This window comes from Agromyces selenitireducens, from assembly GCF_052748465.2.
On record NZ_CM188259.1, the window covers coordinates 1929088 to 1944403 of the forward strand.

17 protein-coding genes are annotated in these 15316 nt (G+C 67.1%); 3 read left to right on the forward strand and 14 right to left on the reverse strand.

The window, feature by feature from the left end:
• The first annotated feature begins 70 nt into the window (after positions 1-70).
• Complete coding sequence (locus tag ACULK4_RS08960) at positions 71-292, forward strand: transposase (protein ID WP_445966565.1); 222 nt, start codon at positions 71-73, stop codon at positions 290-292.
• Between the two features lie 782 nt (positions 293-1074).
• Here ACULK4_RS08960 and ACULK4_RS08965 read toward each other — a convergent pair.
• From ACULK4_RS08965 to ACULK4_RS08990, 6 genes are all read right to left on the reverse strand, one after another.
• Positions 1075-1578 (reverse strand): hypothetical protein, encoded by a 504-nt coding sequence (locus tag ACULK4_RS08965; protein WP_445966564.1) that lies wholly within the window; start codon positions 1576-1578, stop codon positions 1075-1077.
• 121 nt (positions 1579-1699) lie between these two features.
• Complete coding sequence (locus tag ACULK4_RS08970; protein WP_501043373.1) at positions 1700-2764, reverse strand: thioredoxin; 1065 nt, start codon at positions 2762-2764, stop codon at positions 1700-1702.
• A 49-nt stretch (positions 2765-2813) separates the two neighbouring features.
• Entirely contained in the window at positions 2814-3287 is a 474-nt protein-coding gene (locus ACULK4_RS08975; RefSeq protein WP_445966562.1) for a carboxymuconolactone decarboxylase family protein, read from the reverse strand.
• 82 nt (positions 3288-3369) lie between these two features.
• The gene (locus ACULK4_RS08980) at positions 3370-3972 is read right to left on the reverse strand and encodes an NADPH-dependent FMN reductase (protein WP_445966764.1); all 603 of its coding nucleotides are present in this window, start codon (positions 3970-3972) and stop codon (positions 3370-3372) included.
• A 30-nt stretch (positions 3973-4002) separates the two neighbouring features.
• Positions 4003-4926 (reverse strand): NADP-dependent oxidoreductase, encoded by a 924-nt coding sequence (locus tag ACULK4_RS08985; RefSeq protein WP_445966561.1) that lies wholly within the window; start codon positions 4924-4926, stop codon positions 4003-4005.
• 40 nt (positions 4927-4966) lie between these two features.
• Positions 4967-5935, reverse strand: a complete 969-nt coding sequence (locus tag ACULK4_RS08990) for an alpha/beta fold hydrolase (protein ID WP_501043374.1) — start codon at positions 5933-5935, stop codon at positions 4967-4969.
• A gap of 258 nt (positions 5936-6193) precedes the next feature.
• On the opposite strand from ACULK4_RS08990, the gene ACULK4_RS08995 reads away from it, so the two are divergent.
• Entirely contained in the window at positions 6194-7486 is a 1293-nt protein-coding gene (locus ACULK4_RS08995) for an epoxide hydrolase family protein (protein WP_445966559.1), read from the forward strand.
• A gap of 22 nt (positions 7487-7508) precedes the next feature.
• On the opposite strand, the gene ACULK4_RS09000 is transcribed toward ACULK4_RS08995, so the two are convergent.
• The 7 genes from ACULK4_RS09000 to ACULK4_RS09030 form a co-directional block, all read right to left on the reverse strand.
• Complete coding sequence (locus ACULK4_RS09000; RefSeq protein WP_445966558.1) at positions 7509-10268, reverse strand: helix-turn-helix transcriptional regulator; 2760 nt, start codon at positions 10266-10268, stop codon at positions 7509-7511.
• 317 nt (positions 10269-10585) lie between these two features.
• Positions 10586-10993 carry a hypothetical protein gene (locus tag ACULK4_RS09005; protein ID WP_445966557.1) on the reverse strand — a complete coding sequence of 136 codons (408 nt, stop codon included), beginning with the start codon at positions 10991-10993 and terminating at the stop codon, positions 10586-10588.
• Positions 10994-11028: 35 nt separating this feature from the next.
• On the reverse strand, positions 11029-11391 hold the full coding sequence (locus ACULK4_RS09010) for an EthD domain-containing protein (RefSeq protein WP_445966556.1): 363 nt from the start codon (positions 11389-11391) through the stop codon (positions 11029-11031).
• Entirely contained in the window at positions 11367-11678 is a 312-nt protein-coding gene (locus ACULK4_RS09015) for an MBL fold metallo-hydrolase (protein ID WP_445966555.1), read from the reverse strand. The genes ACULK4_RS09010 and ACULK4_RS09015 overlap by 25 nt, the downstream gene beginning before the upstream one ends.
• A gap of 285 nt (positions 11679-11963) precedes the next feature.
• The gene (locus tag ACULK4_RS09020; protein ID WP_501043375.1) at positions 11964-12245 is read right to left on the reverse strand and encodes a DUF6510 family protein; all 282 of its coding nucleotides are present in this window, start codon (positions 12243-12245) and stop codon (positions 11964-11966) included.
• The gene (locus tag ACULK4_RS09025) at positions 12245-13054 is read right to left on the reverse strand and encodes a ferredoxin reductase (protein WP_445966955.1); all 810 of its coding nucleotides are present in this window, start codon (positions 13052-13054) and stop codon (positions 12245-12247) included. Before ACULK4_RS09025 ends, ACULK4_RS09020 begins: the two co-directional genes overlap by 1 nt.
• Entirely contained in the window at positions 13051-13644 is a 594-nt protein-coding gene (locus ACULK4_RS09030) for a sulfite oxidase-like oxidoreductase (protein ID WP_445966956.1), read from the reverse strand. Before ACULK4_RS09030 ends, ACULK4_RS09025 begins: the two co-directional genes overlap by 4 nt.
• A 396-nt stretch (positions 13645-14040) precedes the next feature.
• Here ACULK4_RS09030 and ACULK4_RS09035 point away from each other — a divergent pair, with 396 nt between their 5' ends.
• Entirely contained in the window at positions 14041-14223 is a 183-nt protein-coding gene (locus ACULK4_RS09035) for a hypothetical protein (RefSeq protein ID WP_445966775.1), read from the forward strand.
• A 418-nt stretch (positions 14224-14641) separates the two neighbouring features.
• On the opposite strand, the gene ACULK4_RS09040 is transcribed toward ACULK4_RS09035, so the two are convergent.
• Complete coding sequence (locus ACULK4_RS09040; protein ID WP_445966776.1) at positions 14642-15085, reverse strand: hypothetical protein; 444 nt, start codon at positions 15083-15085, stop codon at positions 14642-14644.
• Positions 15086-15316 lie beyond the last annotated feature (231 nt).

Consider the following 15316-nt stretch of genomic DNA (forward strand, 5'->3'; position numbering starts at 1 on the left):
GCGATGATCAGCATGTGGCGGGCGTCGTGGGGAGAGTTCACCCCGTTCCCGTTCTAGCCGGCGCCGCTTCGTGTGCACTACCAACGCGATCGAGTCGTTGAACGCGAGGTTCCACAGCGCCGTCCGCCTACGCGGGCAATTCCCGAACGAGCAGGCCGGCAAGGTGGGGCGCCATCGCCGCTGTCTTGCGATCTTCGGCTGGAATAGCCGGCCCCCGATCTCGCAGCAAATCGATGGACTGCCGGTTCGCCGGGGCACGTTTCAGTCCGGCGAAGTGAGGATTCTAGCTTGACCCGCTGAAGAGAAAACACGAAAGGTGGAAGATGAGCGTTCATCGGTGTTGGGTGCGTGCCGCTGAACGTCACGTCGGGGTCCAAATGCCAGGTTGGAACGACGCGATTCAGGTCGAAGTCCGGGGACGGCTGAGCCCAGATCGAATGAACGACCCCGGCTCGTATGAGGGACGACTTGATCCGCGCACGTTTATCCAACGCTTTTGATCCGAGAGGGCTCGAGAACGGTCGAGGTCAACGGGTAGCATCAAAATCCGACAGCGACGATCGCGGCAAGGAATTCCAGATCACGTCGAGATTCTTCGAGGCATCCCGGCTCGTGCCGAGATCGCGAGCCTGGGCCGAGTAGATCCATCGGTCACGGGTTCAAGTCCCGTCCGCCCTACCTTGAAATGTGCCTTTGATCAGCGATTTGTCTGAGGCGTCGCTTTCGTTCCGAAGCTGGCGCTGTGGCGTGGTGCCGCCGCGAAAGTGCGCTTGATCTGGGATTTCAGATTCGAACCTGTGACATTCCTACGCCTGGATTCGGGTTCAAGTCCCCTCGTTAGGTGCGGAAATCTCTCTTGATCTGGAGTTTCATTGGACTCGGGCTGGCGGCGAGCGCACGCCGCGCACGTCTATTCAGCACCTATTGCATCGCGACCCACGCCGCCCGCTCACATGGTCGACGTTGGCCTGACGTCGGGTTCTCGGGACGTTGAGGGTGGTCACCTCTCGGGCACGTGCGAACCGTGCGCGCCCGTGATCCCTTGGCAGCCCCTGCGTCGGGATGGTTACGTGATCAGAAGCCGAGGTCGAAGCTGCCTCCTGCGTCGAATTCGTCGGGCGGGGGCGAGTCGGTGGTGTCATCGGGGGGAGGGCTCCAGGTGTTCCATGCGACCGAGGCGAGCGAGTACCAGATGACGGTGTCCAGGATGGAGAAACCGACCACCGCGTTCGTCTCTGCTCGTACCTCCGTCTCGTCGAGCGTCTGTGCGATGGTGCCGGGTCGGCGGCGTTCAGCTCTGGCGGCCGAGTGGGCGAGGCTCTCGGGGCGAGCGTCGGCTGGTCGCTCGTCGTCGGCGGTCGCGGTCGCGGTGAGCCGTTCGTAGAGCAGGTCGAGCTGCGCGGGGGTGAGCTGTTCGAACGCTTCGACATGCGCCTGCTCGAGGACGTCTTGTGGTGCAGTCCGCAGCAGTTGCTCGTACCGTTCGACGGCTGCGGCGTCTCTATGCGGGACGCCCGCCGGTGCGGGCTCGGGTTCGAGTTCGACCTTCCGACCGAAGATGCGTTCGAGTAGACCCATCAGGTGCTCCTATGTCGTTTTCGCACGGTCCGTGCGACTGGCTGACGAGATTCGTGTGGACGATCGTGGGATTTCGTTCTTCTCGCGGTGCCCGGTCACGTGCTCCTGCGCCCGGCCGTGATCAGCCGAATGTGAAGCAGTAGACCTCCGCTCCGGTTTCGAGGAACTCGATCTCGAACCTGCGGTCCGTGATCGGACCGGGCTGCCGGATGAGCTGGTACGTGTTCTGATCGCGGACGATCCCGCGGCCGTCGGCGTCCACGTCGGTACCGTTGGCGTCGGCCACGGGCCGGCCGTCGAGAGTCACGCGGAACGGAATGGCAGCGCCCCTGGCCCGGGGGCCCATGACGAGGTTGAGGTCGCGGGCGCTGAACTGGAACGCGATCCGTGCGCCGGGTGCGTTCGAGCCCGCGGCGTGCCGGGCGACGGTCCAGTTCCCCGATAGGTCCCACGAGTTGAGCGGCAGCGAGGGCGCCGTCGTGTACTCGTACGGCAGGTCGAACGGCGCTGATCCCTCCGACGCGAAGCCACTGCTCTGGATGTACCCGAGGTAGGTCTCTGGTGACCGCAGCGCCTGCCAGTCAGCTGCGACCTCGAGTCCCCGAGGCTCGACCGACACCAGGTCCCGGTCGAGGGCCTGTGCTCCGGCGTCGAGGAGGAGGCGCTGAATGACCATCTCGGTCTGCGCGTACTCGCCCTCGCCGAAGTGATGGTGCCGGACGCGTCCGTTCACGTCGGCGATGTAGACCGCCGGCCAGAACCGGTTCTCGAAGGCGCCCCACACCCGGTATCCGCTGTCGACCGCGACGGGATACTCGATGCCCAGGTTGCGCGTCTGCGCGACCACGTTATCGATGTCGCTCTCGAAGCCGAACTCGGGCGTGTGCACGCCCACGACGGTCAGGCCGGCCTCCTCGTACTTCGATGCCCAAGCCCGGATGTACGGGAGCGTTCGAAGCCAGTTGACGCAGGTGTAGGTCCAGAAGTCGACGAGGACGACCCGGCCGCGGAGTCCCTCGGGTGTCAGCGGCTCGGAGTTGAGCCATGCGGTCGCTCCGACGAACGGTGCGAGGCGCCCTTCATCTGGGAGCATGCCGTCGTCTTCCGCCAACCAGTGCGCGATGGAACGGATGATGCCGGTTCGGGCGCGCCCGTCTGGCTTGGTCGTGGCAGCTGCGTCGTGCATCGGGATCTGCTCATCGTGCATGGGACACCTCCAGGAGAGAGTTGCTCGGTCAATCGGACGGGCTCGCGGGGCGCAGCGCCTCGTCTGCGGCGGGTGTGGCGCCCTGGGCGAGCTTGAGCCGAGTCCAGACGTTCATGTTGATGATCACCGCGGCGATCTCGGCGACCTCCTTCTCGTCGAAATGGGCCCGTAACGCGTCGTGCAGTTCAGGGAACCGTGCGATGTCGAAGGTCGTGAGACCCTCGCAGTAGGCGAGCGCGACCTTCTCGATCGGCGAGAACATGGCACTCTCGCGCCATCCGCTCAGGTGCGCGACGACCTCGGCCGGGATACCCAGCTCGTCCGCCGCTCGGCTGTGCAGGATCAGGCAGTACGAGCACGGATCGAGCTGGGCCACGCGAAGCCGCAGCAACTCGGCAAGCCGTGGATCCAACGACAACGCGGCCGAATACCCGAACCTCGCGGCCATCTCCATCGCGATGTCGTGGAACGGCGTGAGGTCGGGATCGAAGCGCGTGTTCACGAACCGAACCTTGGACCGAGATTCTCGGTCTGATTCAGCGGCCGAAGGCGGTCGCGACGAGCTAGTCATGAGCGTCGGACTCTCAACGCCGGATCTCGGGGAGCCTGTCGCCGATGTGCCCCGGCGCCGTGACGGCGAGTACACGTTGCACGAACGCGTCATACTCCTCCATGAAGTGACGAAGGAACTTCGCCGTGGCCTCGTCGCGAACCTCTCCGTCGTTGCTGAACACGTCATCGCGGAACGTGATGTATGCCTCGGGCGCATTCAACTGGGGGGCATCGAGGAAGCTCAGCACGCTGCGCATCGACGACTGCATGACTGCGGTTCCGATGCCGCCGGGTGAAGCTCCGATGATGCCGGTCGGCTTCATTGCGAAGGAGTTCGATCCCCACGGGCGCGAACCCCAGTCGATGGCGTTCTTCAGTGCGCCCGGGATCGAGCGATTGAACTCCGGCGAGATGAACAGGATGCCATCGGATGCCTCGATTGCCTGCTTGAGTGCTCGGGCCGGCGGCGGGAAGTCCGCATCGAAGTCCTGGCTGTACAGCGGCAGGTCGCGTATCGCGATCTCGGTGAACTCCAGATCATCGGGTGCGAGCTTGAGGAGCGCTTTCGAGAGCGTTCGGTTGATCGACGTGCTCGAAAGGCTTCCGACGAAGTATCCGATCTTGTGTGTGTGCATGAGCCTGGTCCCTTTCGGTCGTAGCGGCATTCAGTCGCTCTCGGTGACCGCGATGATCGTCCTACCCCTGACGCGCGCGCCGGATGCGAAGGCCGCCGCGGACTCGGCAATGGGCCGCACGCTGCCGACGATCGGCCTGACGCGCCCCATCTGGAGCCGACGTCCCAGATCGGCGAGACGTGCACGATCCGGCTCCACGACGAAGAAGATCGCCTGGCCGTCCGTGGGTTGTCGCGGCGGCGGGCCGGCGACGGTCACGATCCTGCCTCCGGGCCGGAGGACATGGAGCGAGCGTTCGAAGACCTCACCGCCGATCACGTCGAAGACGACATCGACCTGGTCTCGTTGTTCGAGTCGGTCGGACTGCAGGTCTATGAACTCGTCCGCTCCGTGCTCGAGGACGAATTCCCGGTCTCCCGCGCGGCCGGTGCCCACGACCCACGCGCCCGCATCGCGCGCGAGTTGGACGGCGGTGGACCCGACGCCTCCGGCTGCGCCGTGGATGAGAACCGACTGACCGGTCTCCAGGTGGCCGTGGTCGAAGAGTCCTTGCCAGGCCGTGAGTCCTGAGATGGGCAGCGCGGCCGCGGTGACGAAATCGACGCCGGCCGGAAGTGGTGCGAGGTTGCGCGCCTCGACGGCGGCATACTCGGCCAGGGAGCCGTTGCGGGCCCAGTCCGTGAGGCCGAACACCCGCTGTCCCACGGTGAGTCCCGTGGTGCCGTACCCCAACTCGACGACGACCCCCGCCAGTTCGTGACCTGGGACGCTGGGGGCACGATCATGGCCGGCGCGGTCGATCCAGGTGCCCGGCCACGTCAGTTCACCGCGTGTGAAGCCCGCGGCATGAACCCGGACGATGACGTCATTCTCTGCAGCGTGCGGATAGTCGATGTCGGTCCAGTTCATGGCCTCCACGTCGAGCCCCGACTCGGCCACGGTGATGGCTTTCATGACGCAACTCCTTGCTCCGGCCAGTCCTACGGATACGGCGTCATGCGCTCTTCAGGAAGGCAGACAGGAGCTCCAGCATCTGATCGGGTGCCTGCTCGGCGACCCAGTGACCGGTGTCCGGGATCACGGCGGTCTCCACGTTGGTCGCTGCCGGCCTGATGCCCTCTGCCGCCGCCGGGCCCCAGCTGTTCGCCCCACCGATCCCGAGGACGGGGATGGTCAGCTTCTCTTGCTGGCGCTGGTGATTCTGCTCCAGGGTGGCGTCCCACGCTCGGTACAGCCCGAAGCTGGCGCGAAGGGCATCCTTGGTGCGGTTGTAGAGGTCGACGTAGTACTTGATGGTGGGGTTCGGAAGTGTCTCTCCGCCGCCTTGGATGGCGAACTCGTATCGATAGAACTCCTCGGCGTTGCTGCGGACCATGTTGACGATGAGTTCATCGTCGACGCGGTTGAATGGGATGTGCCACAGCCGGTTGTTGAGGAAGTCGGGGACGAAGAGCGGTGGTGCAGGGATCTCGGGATGCTCGACGCCGGGAGGGCCGGGGATCTCGGCGACAGCCATGCGCTCCACGCGGTCTCGGTGGTCTGCGGCGAGCGCATACGCGATGATGTAGCCGGTGTCGTGCCCGACCAACGAGAACCGCTCGTGGCCGAGTTCGTCCATCAACGCGGCGAGGTCGTCGGCAAGGGTCGCCGAGTCGTAGCCGACGGCTGGCGTGGCGGTCAGCCCGATCCCGCGCTGATCGACGGCGACGACGGTGAAGTCCTGGGCCAGCGTCGGCATCAGGAAGCGCCATGCGTACCAGCTCTCCGGCCACCCGTGGACCAGCAGCAGCGGGGGACCATCGCCGCCGACGACCGCGTGCTGCCGGATTCCGTTGGCCTGCACGAATCGATCCTCGAACGTCGCCGTGAACCCCTCAGGGAGGTTCGGCGCATCGGACACCGATCCGGTCGATCCTCCTTTCGCCGCGGATGCCGCGGACGGTGAGCCTGCGAGGATCGCCATGCCGGCCGCGACCGCCGCACCACCCACGAGCCCACGGCGTGACAGCAGCTGGTCTCCGCCGTTCGGCGGCAGGTCGGGGGCGGCGTGACCTCGGTGAATGATGGACATGGCAGTCCCCTTTCAGTGCGCACGGATCGTGAATTCTCTGCCGGGAGTCGGCAAGTCCAAGGTCTACCCAGTGCACGGCAGCTCGCACCCGTGAGTGCCACTGGTCGAGGCACTGGCCCTGGGCTCGAGGCCTACACCAGTGAGTCACCCGTGGCCTTCACGGGTGCGATGGGGGAGGGGGCGGGAGCAAGCTCGGCGGTGTCACCATCCTCATCAGGTCTCACGAAGGGAGACGTCGTCATGAGCACGATCATTGAAACCCCCACCGGGATCCGCCCGTTCCACATCGACATCGCAGACGAGCAGATCGACGACCTTCGCCGGCGCGTCGCTGCGACGCGCTGGCCCACGAAGGAGCTCGTTCCGGACAGGGCGCAGGGCGTGCAGCTCTCGACGGCACAGGCGCTCGCTCAGTACTGGTCCGAAGAGTACGACTGGCGTCGATGCGAAGCACGCCTCAACGCGCTACCCCAGTTCACAACCGAGATCGACGGGGTCGAGATCCACTTCATCCACGTCAGATCCCGGCACCAGAACGCCCTGCCGCTCATCATGACGCACGGCTGGCCCGGGTCGGTGGTCGAGATGCTGGAGACGATCGGCCCATTGACCGACCCGACCGCGTACGGTGGCACGCCGGAGGACGCCTTCCACCTCGTGCTGCCATCCCTGCCCGGCTACGGGTTCTCCGCTCAGCCGTCCGAACTCGGCTGGGACGCCGGCCGGACCGCCCGCGCCTGGGCCGAGCTGATGCGCCGCCTCGGCTACTCCCGTTACGTCGGGCAAGGCGGCGATGTCGGCGCTCTCGTCACCGACTTGATGGGCCGCCAGTCGGTCGAGGGCCTGATCGGCTACCACCTGAGCCTCCTCACGGCGGTCCTCGCGATCGGCGATCACTTGCCGAAAGAAGCCGAGAAGGAACGCGTCGCGGCCGAGGCATTCGGCACGTTCCGGCAGGACGGCTTCGGGTACTTCCTCGAGATGGCCACGCGCCCCCAGACGATCGGCTACTCATTGCTGGATTCCCCGGTCGGGCTGGCGGCCTGGATGCTCGACCACGACACGGACAGCTACTACAAGATCTCCCGCGCGTTCGTCGACAGCGAACCCGTGGGCAATCTCACCCGAGACCACGTTCTGGACAACATCACCTTGTACTGGCTGACTCGCACGGCGGACTCCGCCGCGCGGTCGTACTGGGAGGACGCACGAGCGCTCGCTGCAGCGCTGGCGAGCGGGCAGGCGCCGCCACCGGTCACCGTGCCAGTCGGATTCACGACCTTCCCCGACGAGATCTGGGCGTCGCCCCGCAGCTGGGTCGAGGCGGTCTACCCGGATCTGGCCTACTTCAACGAGGTCGACCGGGGCGGCCACTTCGCAGCCTGGGAGGAACCGGAACTCTTCACCTCCGAGATGCGGGCGGCATTCAAGTCGGTGCGCTGAAAGACGAGTGCTGGTGCCCGGGTCAGGTCACGTTCCCGGGCGCCAGCGCCTCCGCCAACTCCTTGCGAGAAGCGATCCCGAGCTTCGCGAAGACCTTGTGCAGATGCCACTCGACGGTTCGGGGACTCAAGAACAACTGCGCGCTGATATCCGGGTTGGAATGCCCGTCGCGAGCGAGACGGGCGATCTGCTGTTCCTGCGGGGTCAGCACGTCGCGCCGACCGGGGCCGCGCTTGCTGACGCGTTCACCCGTGGCGACGAGTTCGCGGCGCGCGCGCTCCGCGAACGCGGTCATGCCGATCGCAGCGAACTCCTCGTAGGCGTCCCGCAATCGGCCGCGTGCATCGATGCGTCGGCCTTCACGGCGGAGCCATTCGCCATGGAGCAGGTAGGCACGGGCGAGTTCCGTACGGAGCGGGGTGCGGCCGAGGTGATCGATGGCCTCCCGAAAGTGGCGGTCCGCTGCGATGCCGTCGCCGATGAGTGCTCGGCTGCGGGCTTCGATGCCGAGCGCCGAGTCCGTCCCGCTCGCCTGCGTCGTCTCGACGAGGCGCTCCATCGCCTCACGCGCCTGTGCCGTCCGCCCTACGCGCATCGCCGCCTCGACCAACTCGGGAAGTGCCCAGATGGAGACGAACGGCTCGTAGGTGGCGGACGTGGCGCGGTTGGCGGCGGCCATCGCCAGGTCGTATCGCGCAAGGCCGTTGTAGAGGACAGCTGCCGCCCAATCCGTGTTCGTCGTAGCCATTCCTTGGCCGCCTTTTGCTGCCTCGGCCAGCGTCTCGGCGATCAACGCCGTCGTTCGGTGTTCGTCGCCTTGCGCAGCCAGGAGCCGCAGTTCGATTGTGGGCGGGAAGTGGCTGCCGATGGCTGCGGCGACGTTTGTCGCTTCGGCGACGATGGACGCGGCGCCGGCGAAGTCGCCGGCCCAGACTGCGGAGTTGCCGAGGGCTGCCAAGGAGATCGGCAACTGTCCCAGGGCGCCGAACCGTCGGAAGATCGCGCTCTGCAACTCGGCGATCGACTTCGTGCCTTCGGGGTCCCACGAGGCATCCGTGGCGGCGGTCGCCGCCCATCCCCACCGGACGACATCTTCAGCGGGGATGCCGGCCAGCATCGTCGCAGCACGCTGTAGCGTCGGGACGGCGGCGGCATGTCCGTCGATGATCAATCGCGCCAGGCCTTCGAGCAGGAGATCCAGCGCACCCGGATCACCTGGCCTCGGAGGCAGGGCGAGGATCGTCCGACAGATCCGTGTGAGATCGTCGTGTCCCGCGTGCTGACCGGCGAAGACCGTCGCGACCCAGGCGATCAAGTAGGTCTGACGGCCTTGGTCGGCGTCGATCGCCTGCATCTGCGCGGCAGCCTTGGCGAGCAACGGCGGAGCATCACTGCCGAAGTCGGCGGCGAACGCAATGTGGCCGCGAAGGAGATCTGCCAGGGCATGCTGGAAGGCGTCGAGTTGACCTGTCTGTGCCTCGTCGAGCGAGTCGAGGGCATCATCGAATGCGCCCGCCTGGAAGCTCGCTTGAGCGGCGGCCAGGATGCGAGTTGTGCGCTGGGCCGGGTCGATCGTCAACGCCGCCGCCCTGTGCAGGAAGGCCGCGGCCGCGGAGATCCCTCCGCGGGCCTGCGCCCGAGCCGCGGAGCGCTCCAGAGCCGATGCGACGACTTCGTCCGGCCCTGTGCTTGCGGCCGCGAGATGCCAGGCGCGTCGATCCGGATCGGCCTCGGAGTCCGTCGCATCGGCGAGGGCGGCGTGTACGCGCCGCCGCTCGTCGACGGCGGCCGCGCGATACACGACCGAGCGGACCAGGGGGTGCCGGAATCCCAGGTCGAGTCGGCTGTCGAGCAGGCCAGCTGTCGCCGCAGGCGCTGCTGCATCGAGGGTGATCCGGAGGCGTTCGGCGGCGGCTCTGACCAGCGAGGGATCACCGGCCGGCTCGGCCGCCGCGACGAGCAGCAACTGCCTGCTCGGATCCGGGAGCGCTGTCAGTCGGAGGAGAAAACTCTGCTCGAGTCGGGCCGGGACCGACACGCTGTCCGGAAGGCCGAATCCGCCGGCAATCTTCTGCGTCGTCCACGCCTTCGGCAGTTCCAGCAGGGCCAAGGGGTTGCCCCCCGCCTCCGCGATGATGCGATCCCGCACGGACTCGTCGAGTCGACCTGGTATCGCCGACTCGAGGACGGCACGCGCGTCCGTATCCCCGAGCGGTGTCACCGTCATCTCTGGGAGGCCGGCCAGCTGGGGGATGTCCTCCCCGTCGCGGGCGGCGAAGACGAGGACAACAGACTCAGCGGCGAGGCGGCGGGCGACGAAGCCCAACACCTGCGCCGACACACGATCCAGCCACTGCGCATCATCCACGAGGCAGACCAGCGGCTGCGCTTCGGCGACGTCGGACATCAGGCTCAGGACAGCCAAGCCGACCAGGAACTTGTCGGCGGGCGTGCCGGCGCGAAGCCCGAACGCCGTCGCGATGGCGTCTCGCTGTGGCTCGGGCAGGCGGTCGAGGTGATCGAGAAGCGGAGAGCACAGCTGGTGTAGCCCGCTGTACGCGAGCTCCATCTCGGATTCGACCGAACCAGCTCGCAGAATGCGACAGCCTGCGGCGTTGGCCAAAAGGTAGTCGAGGAGGGCTGTCTTCCCGATCCCTGCTGTGCCCCGAACGACGAGCGCGCCGCTTGTGCCGAGCCGGGCGCGGGCGATCAGTTCGTCCAGCCGGGCGCGCTCGTCTCGTCGGTCTGTCAGGCGCAGGTGCGCCTCGAGTCTTGCTCCCAAGAGCGGTTCACCCGCCTTGCTCCACCATGCCGGCGACGGTCACCGCCCGTCGCCCACGCAGACTGTACCCGACCGCCGGCGATGCGACTACAAAGTAGGGACAACCGCCTGCCGAGGATGACTTCTTGACGTTCGACAGCCGGTAGGAATGTCATCACGCAACCTCGCGAGAAGGCGGCCCCCGTCGCGCGGCAGGTCGTCTCTGGCACCGCGAAGCCGATCTCTTTTCCGGCTCACCATCCGCCGTCCCACGATTCGCCGAAGGAATCCGGGCCTTCGCGAGCCGCCCATCCGCCGCCGTTGAAGTCCACCGCTCCTCATAGGGCTGATGGGAGCGCGAAGGCGGCCACCGTTTCGAGGATCGACGAGGTGGCCCAGATGCCCACCGGGATGCCGGTCGCGCCGGGACCGAGTGTGCGGGCGATGGCGCCGGGTCGGCGACGCTCCGAATGTGCAGCGGAACGAGCGAGGCTCGCCGGTCGGGGGTCGGTCGGCTTCTCATCGTCGTCGGTGGCACCGTTGGTGAATCGCTCGAACAGCACTCTCAGCTGCTCGGGCGTGAGTCTCTCGAACGCTTCGACATGCACGCGTTCGATTGCCCCGGTGTCGGCGGTCAGGAGCATCCGCTGATATCTGTCGACGATGAGTCCGTCGCTTCGCGACTCGCTCGAACGTGACGACGGAGGTTTCCGCTTGGCGCCGAAGACGCGGTCCGTCAGTGCCATGGTGATTTCTTTTCGTTCTGGCCGTGCAGTATGCGTCACGCCATTTGGGGCGCGCGCATGTCGCCATCCGCTGTCGGTTCGGTGGTCTTCCCGTGCGTCTCCACGTGGCTCAATAGCCGGGTGAAGGTGCCACCGGTGCCCCGCAGGCGGTCGAAGAAGGTCGTCGCCTCAGGTGTGGCGGTGGCCCGTCTGGCTGCTTCGTAGGAGGCGAAGTAGAGGTCGACAGTTCGATGAGCTGGAGCGGGTGACCCGTCGTTGCTCGGGAAGACCCTGGCAGTCTCGATTCGCAGCAATCCCGGCATGGTCCCGGCGAGATCGAGCAGCGCCGGGAACCGGCTTTCGAACGCGATCGGTCGCGCGGGGTTGTCGATGATCAGCGACAGCTTGATCTCATCCATGATCCGTCTCGATTCGGGTCGGCATGTGCGCTGAGCCGCTCGGCCGTCGCACGCTGCGCGTAATGCGGCACGTCCTTCGGAAGGCTGGACGTGGCGCCGACGTGATCGGAGTGGTGATGGCTGTAGATGACCCAACCGTCCGAGCCGATCGCGGGCCATTTGGCCGTATCCGGAATGGGGTGCGTGGTGGTCTCACGCACGCCCCGCGCCTCAGCCGAGTTTGCGGATGTCGCCGGCGCGACCTTCGCACCGGAAACCCGGCGCGTCGTGGTCTGAGTCGTGTTCATGATGGCCTCCTCGTGCCGGCGTACGGATCGATCCGGCCCTCTCAGGATGTCGCTGAGCTGGCCTCCTCGCGCCCGGGGGACACCCGGGCGCGATGCCCGGGCAACCCCCGGACCTCCCTGGCCGTTTGTCGCAGGGGGTTGTCGGCATGGCGAGGTCCGCGGCCACGTCGGGCTGCCGACCTCGTTCGGAACCGTAGGCGCGCGATGGTCAGACTTGATACCGAGAGTCAACGGCGCACGGCGGCTACGCGGGTCGCGCTAGCGTCGCACAGAGGTGCGGGGCCGTCACGCCTCGATCGCTCCGGCCGGAGGACGAGCGAATTCGATTGCACCACTGTCCGAGAACCGGATCCATGCCCTGTCGTCGGCTTCGACGACGGTCATGAGCACTCGACCGCACCTGCTGCACCGCACGACCGTGCCGGCGCCGCTGACATACACCAATGCGCGGGCGAGTTCCGCAAGCATCCCGCACCCTACGCATCGCATCATCGTGGTGGTGATGTCGAACGAGAAGAAGTCGGCGAGCGGGCCGGCGAGGGCGTTGCCGTCGAGGTGACCGGTCATCACGTGCCTCCGTATCGTTCGGTGCGGATGTCGCGTGGCTCGTGGCCGAGTTCCACGAGCCAGTCGGCGACGCGCTCGACGAACCCCGTCGAGCCGCACACGTAGACCCGCGGGCGCTCGGCCGGCGGGATCACGGCGGCGGCCAGCGCCTCGCGCGTGATCCGCCCGGGCGGCGCCGACCAACCGTCGGGCGCACGCCGCGTGTACACGAGGCCCAGCTGCAGGGGTGCGGATGCCGTGGCGAGCGCCGCCCACTCGTCGGCGAAGTAGACGTCGTCGGGGGTGCGCACCGAGTACAGCAGCCGGAACGGCGTCGGATCGTCGGCGTCGGCGTGCGCCTGTGCCATCGCGTAGAGCGGCACGACGCCGGAGCCGCCGGCGATGAGCTGCACGGGGCGCGCGTCATCCGTCACCGCGGCCGGCCGCCACACGAAGAACGCGCCCAACGGGCCGTGCACCTCGAGCTGATCGCCGGCCCGCAGCTCGTCGACCAGGTACGGCGACACCTCGCCGTCGGGCAGCTTGTCGACCGCGAGCACGACCCGCGTCGACCGGCCCGACGAGGCGATCGAGTACGAGCGGGTCGCGGTGTACCCGTCGGGCGCGGTGAGCCGCACGTCGAGGTGCTGGCCGGCCTCGTTGCCGGGCCAGCCGTCGACGTCCAGCTCGATACGGGTCGCGTTCGGCGTCTCCCGGTGCGTCGCGGCGACGGTGGCGACATGCCATCCGGCGCGCGGCACCGCGCGCAGCGCCGAGCGCGGCGACGCGCCCGCCGACGCGACCGGCGGTGCGGCCCCGTCGGCGCTCACCAGTACCGCTCCTCCTTCCACGGGTCGCCCCGCAGGTGGTACCCGTTCTGCTCCCAGAACCCGGGCTCGTCCTCGGCCATCATCTCGAGGCCGCTCACCCACTTCGCGCTCTTCCAGAAGTAGAGGTGCGGCACGAGCAGGCGCGCGGGCCCGCCGTGCTCGGGGTCGAGCGGTTCGCCGTCGAACTCGAACGCGACCCACGCCTTGCCGTCGAGCAGGTCCTCGAGCGGCACGTTCGTCGTGTACCCGCCGTAGCTGTGCGCCATCGTGTACTCGAAGTCGGTCTCGACGTCCTCGAACAGCGTGTCGAGCGACACGCCGCGCCATCCGGTGCCGAGCTTCGACCAGTGCGTGACGCAGTGGATGTCGGTCGTGACGTCCTCGATCGGCAGCGCCATGAACTCGTCCCACGTCCACGAGCGCGAGGCGCCCGTCTCCGTGCGGATCGTGAACGACCAGTCGGCGGTGTCGATGTCCGGCGTCGGCCCGGCCGACAGCACCGGGAAGTCACTCACCAGCGTCTGCCCGGGCGGCAATCGGTCGTCCCGCTCGCGCCCGCGCCCCGTGAAACCCCTCGTGATGAACGACATGCCCGTCTCCTCCCAGCTTGTTCGAGGTGGTCAATCCCACCTCGACCAACGGCCCTGCGGACCTCGAGCTCGGGCCACAGCCACGCACAACCGCCAGACGGGACGCAGGGCGCTAGGGGTCAGTCGAAGCTGGGTGCGTCCGTACCGCATCGCTGAACTGAAGCTCTCAGTGCGACCGGATGCTACTCCCCTCCGCCGTCACCGGCAATGACAGGAGCGCCCGATCGAATCGGCGGGCTCGAGACTTCCCGCACAGACCGGCAGGTGACGCGACGCCAGTGGAGCCGCCAGTGGAGCCACCAGTGGAGCCGCCAGTGGTGCCGACGGGCGCGAGGCCCGGACCGCTCGGGCAGGCTCGGTCTCGTAGAACTACGGCTCTGTGAAAGGAACTCCATCATGAGCATCACCGTCGCCACGTTCCCCGGTGAGACTCGGGCGTCCCCACGAATCTGGGCAGAAGCCGTCTATCCAGGTCTCGCCTACTTCAACTCCGTCGAGCGGGGCGGTCTCTTCCCCGCTTGGGAGGAACCCGAGCTCTTCGCCACCGAGGCGCGGAGCGCGTTCAGGACGCTCCGATAGTCGGATCTGCGGGCTCAAGCGTCGAGGCGGCATGATTAGGGCGCTCTCTCGAACAGACGCGCGCGGCTGGAAAGGAGCGGATGATGATGGAACACCCTCGGGACTACGATCTCGCAAAGATCGCCACACTGGAGTTCGCCCCCGCGTGCCACCTCAGCGGCTGCTTCCGGGACGCTGCCGAGGCCGTTCAATGCGTATCTTGCCTCGACATCCGGGCTCTCTTCTGTGTACGTCACGCCCGGGAATGGAACTCCGCCGCCCGTGCCGCGGAGTGCGGTTCATGTCATGCCACCTCTTCGCGCTACGCCGCCCTATATGCGATTCGTCCGCTCGGGGCGTTCCTGGTCGGGGGCGCACGATGAGCGTGCTTGGATGCACAGGGCTCGGAGGGTCGAGCGCGCGGTCGCGTTCCGGGCGCTCATTCCCGATCGTCGTCGAAGCCGCCGCTCTGCGCGTTCCACGACCTCCATGCAGCGGAGACGACCGAGAACCAGACGACAGCATCCAGCAACGCCGCATCCGACAGCGCATGGACGATCCATTGTTCACCGCCCTCGGAAAGGCCCTTGTCGGCCTGCGCGATCGAACGGGCAAGGCTTCTCGGCAGCGCATCGAGAGGTCGAGTCCCGACAGTCGGAGCGATCGCGGTGAGTCGATCGAACAGCACGTCCAACTGAGCCGGGGTGAGCCGCTCGAAGGCCTCGAGATGGGCGTGCTTGATTACGCCCCGCGGTGCGTCCCGTAGCATCCGCGCGTACTGGCTCACTGCCTTCTCGTCTGCTTCGGGCACGACCCAGGGAACAGGCTGGACGGCTGGACGTGCCTGTTGAAAGAGCCTGTCGACCAAGCCGATGAAACCCATCCCTCTCGACCTCCTCGCCGGCGTGCAACTCGTGGCGATCGGGATCATGTTCAGGGTGCCGAGTCCACTCATTCCAGCCTTGTCCAAGTCCTGCCTGGTCGCCCCAGTAGGAACCACTGGACTTTCCCCGGCACCGGCTCGGCTTCAGTCGCGGGTGCAAATTTGCGCCACGGGTGTGGACGCCTCTCCGGTCGTTGCGGCAGGTGGTGCCCCGAACTAAACTCCAGCCAA

Bases quoted from the DNA above. Each gene is read 5' to 3' on its own strand.
- ACULK4_RS08965 (WP_445966564.1), bottom strand. From the start codon at position 1,578: ATGGGTCTACTCGAACGCATCTTCGGTCGGAAGGTCGAACTCGAACCC.
- ACULK4_RS08970 (WP_501043373.1), bottom strand. From the start codon at position 2,764: ATGCACGACGCAGCTGCCACGACCAAGCCAGACGGGCGCGCCCGAACC.
- ACULK4_RS08980 (WP_445966764.1), bottom strand. From the start codon at position 3,972: ATGCACACACACAAGATCGGATACTTCGTCGGAAGCCTTTCGAGCACG.
- ACULK4_RS08985 (WP_445966561.1), bottom strand. From the start codon at position 4,926: ATGAAAGCCATCACCGTGGCCGAGTCGGGGCTCGACGTGGAGGCCATG.
- ACULK4_RS08990 (WP_501043374.1), bottom strand. From the start codon at position 5,935: ATGGCGATCCTCGCAGGCTCACCGTCCGCGGCATCCGCGGCGAAAGGA.
- ACULK4_RS09005 (WP_445966557.1), bottom strand. From the start codon at position 10,993: ATGGCACTGACGGACCGCGTCTTCGGCGCCAAGCGGAAACCTCCGTCG.
- ACULK4_RS09010 (WP_445966556.1), bottom strand. From the start codon at position 11,391: ATGGATGAGATCAAGCTGTCGCTGATCATCGACAACCCCGCGCGACCG.
- ACULK4_RS09015 (WP_445966555.1), bottom strand. From the start codon at position 11,678: ATGAACACGACTCAGACCACGACGCGCCGGGTTTCCGGTGCGAAGGTC.
- ACULK4_RS09020 (WP_501043375.1), bottom strand. From the start codon at position 12,245: ATGACCGGTCACCTCGACGGCAACGCCCTCGCCGGCCCGCTCGCCGAC.
- ACULK4_RS09030 (WP_445966956.1), bottom strand. From the start codon at position 13,644: ATGTCGTTCATCACGAGGGGTTTCACGGGGCGCGGGCGCGAGCGGGAC.
- ACULK4_RS09035 (WP_445966775.1), top strand. From the start codon at position 14,041: ATGAGCATCACCGTCGCCACGTTCCCCGGTGAGACTCGGGCGTCCCCA.
- ACULK4_RS09040 (WP_445966776.1), bottom strand. From the start codon at position 15,085: ATGGGTTTCATCGGCTTGGTCGACAGGCTCTTTCAACAGGCACGTCCA.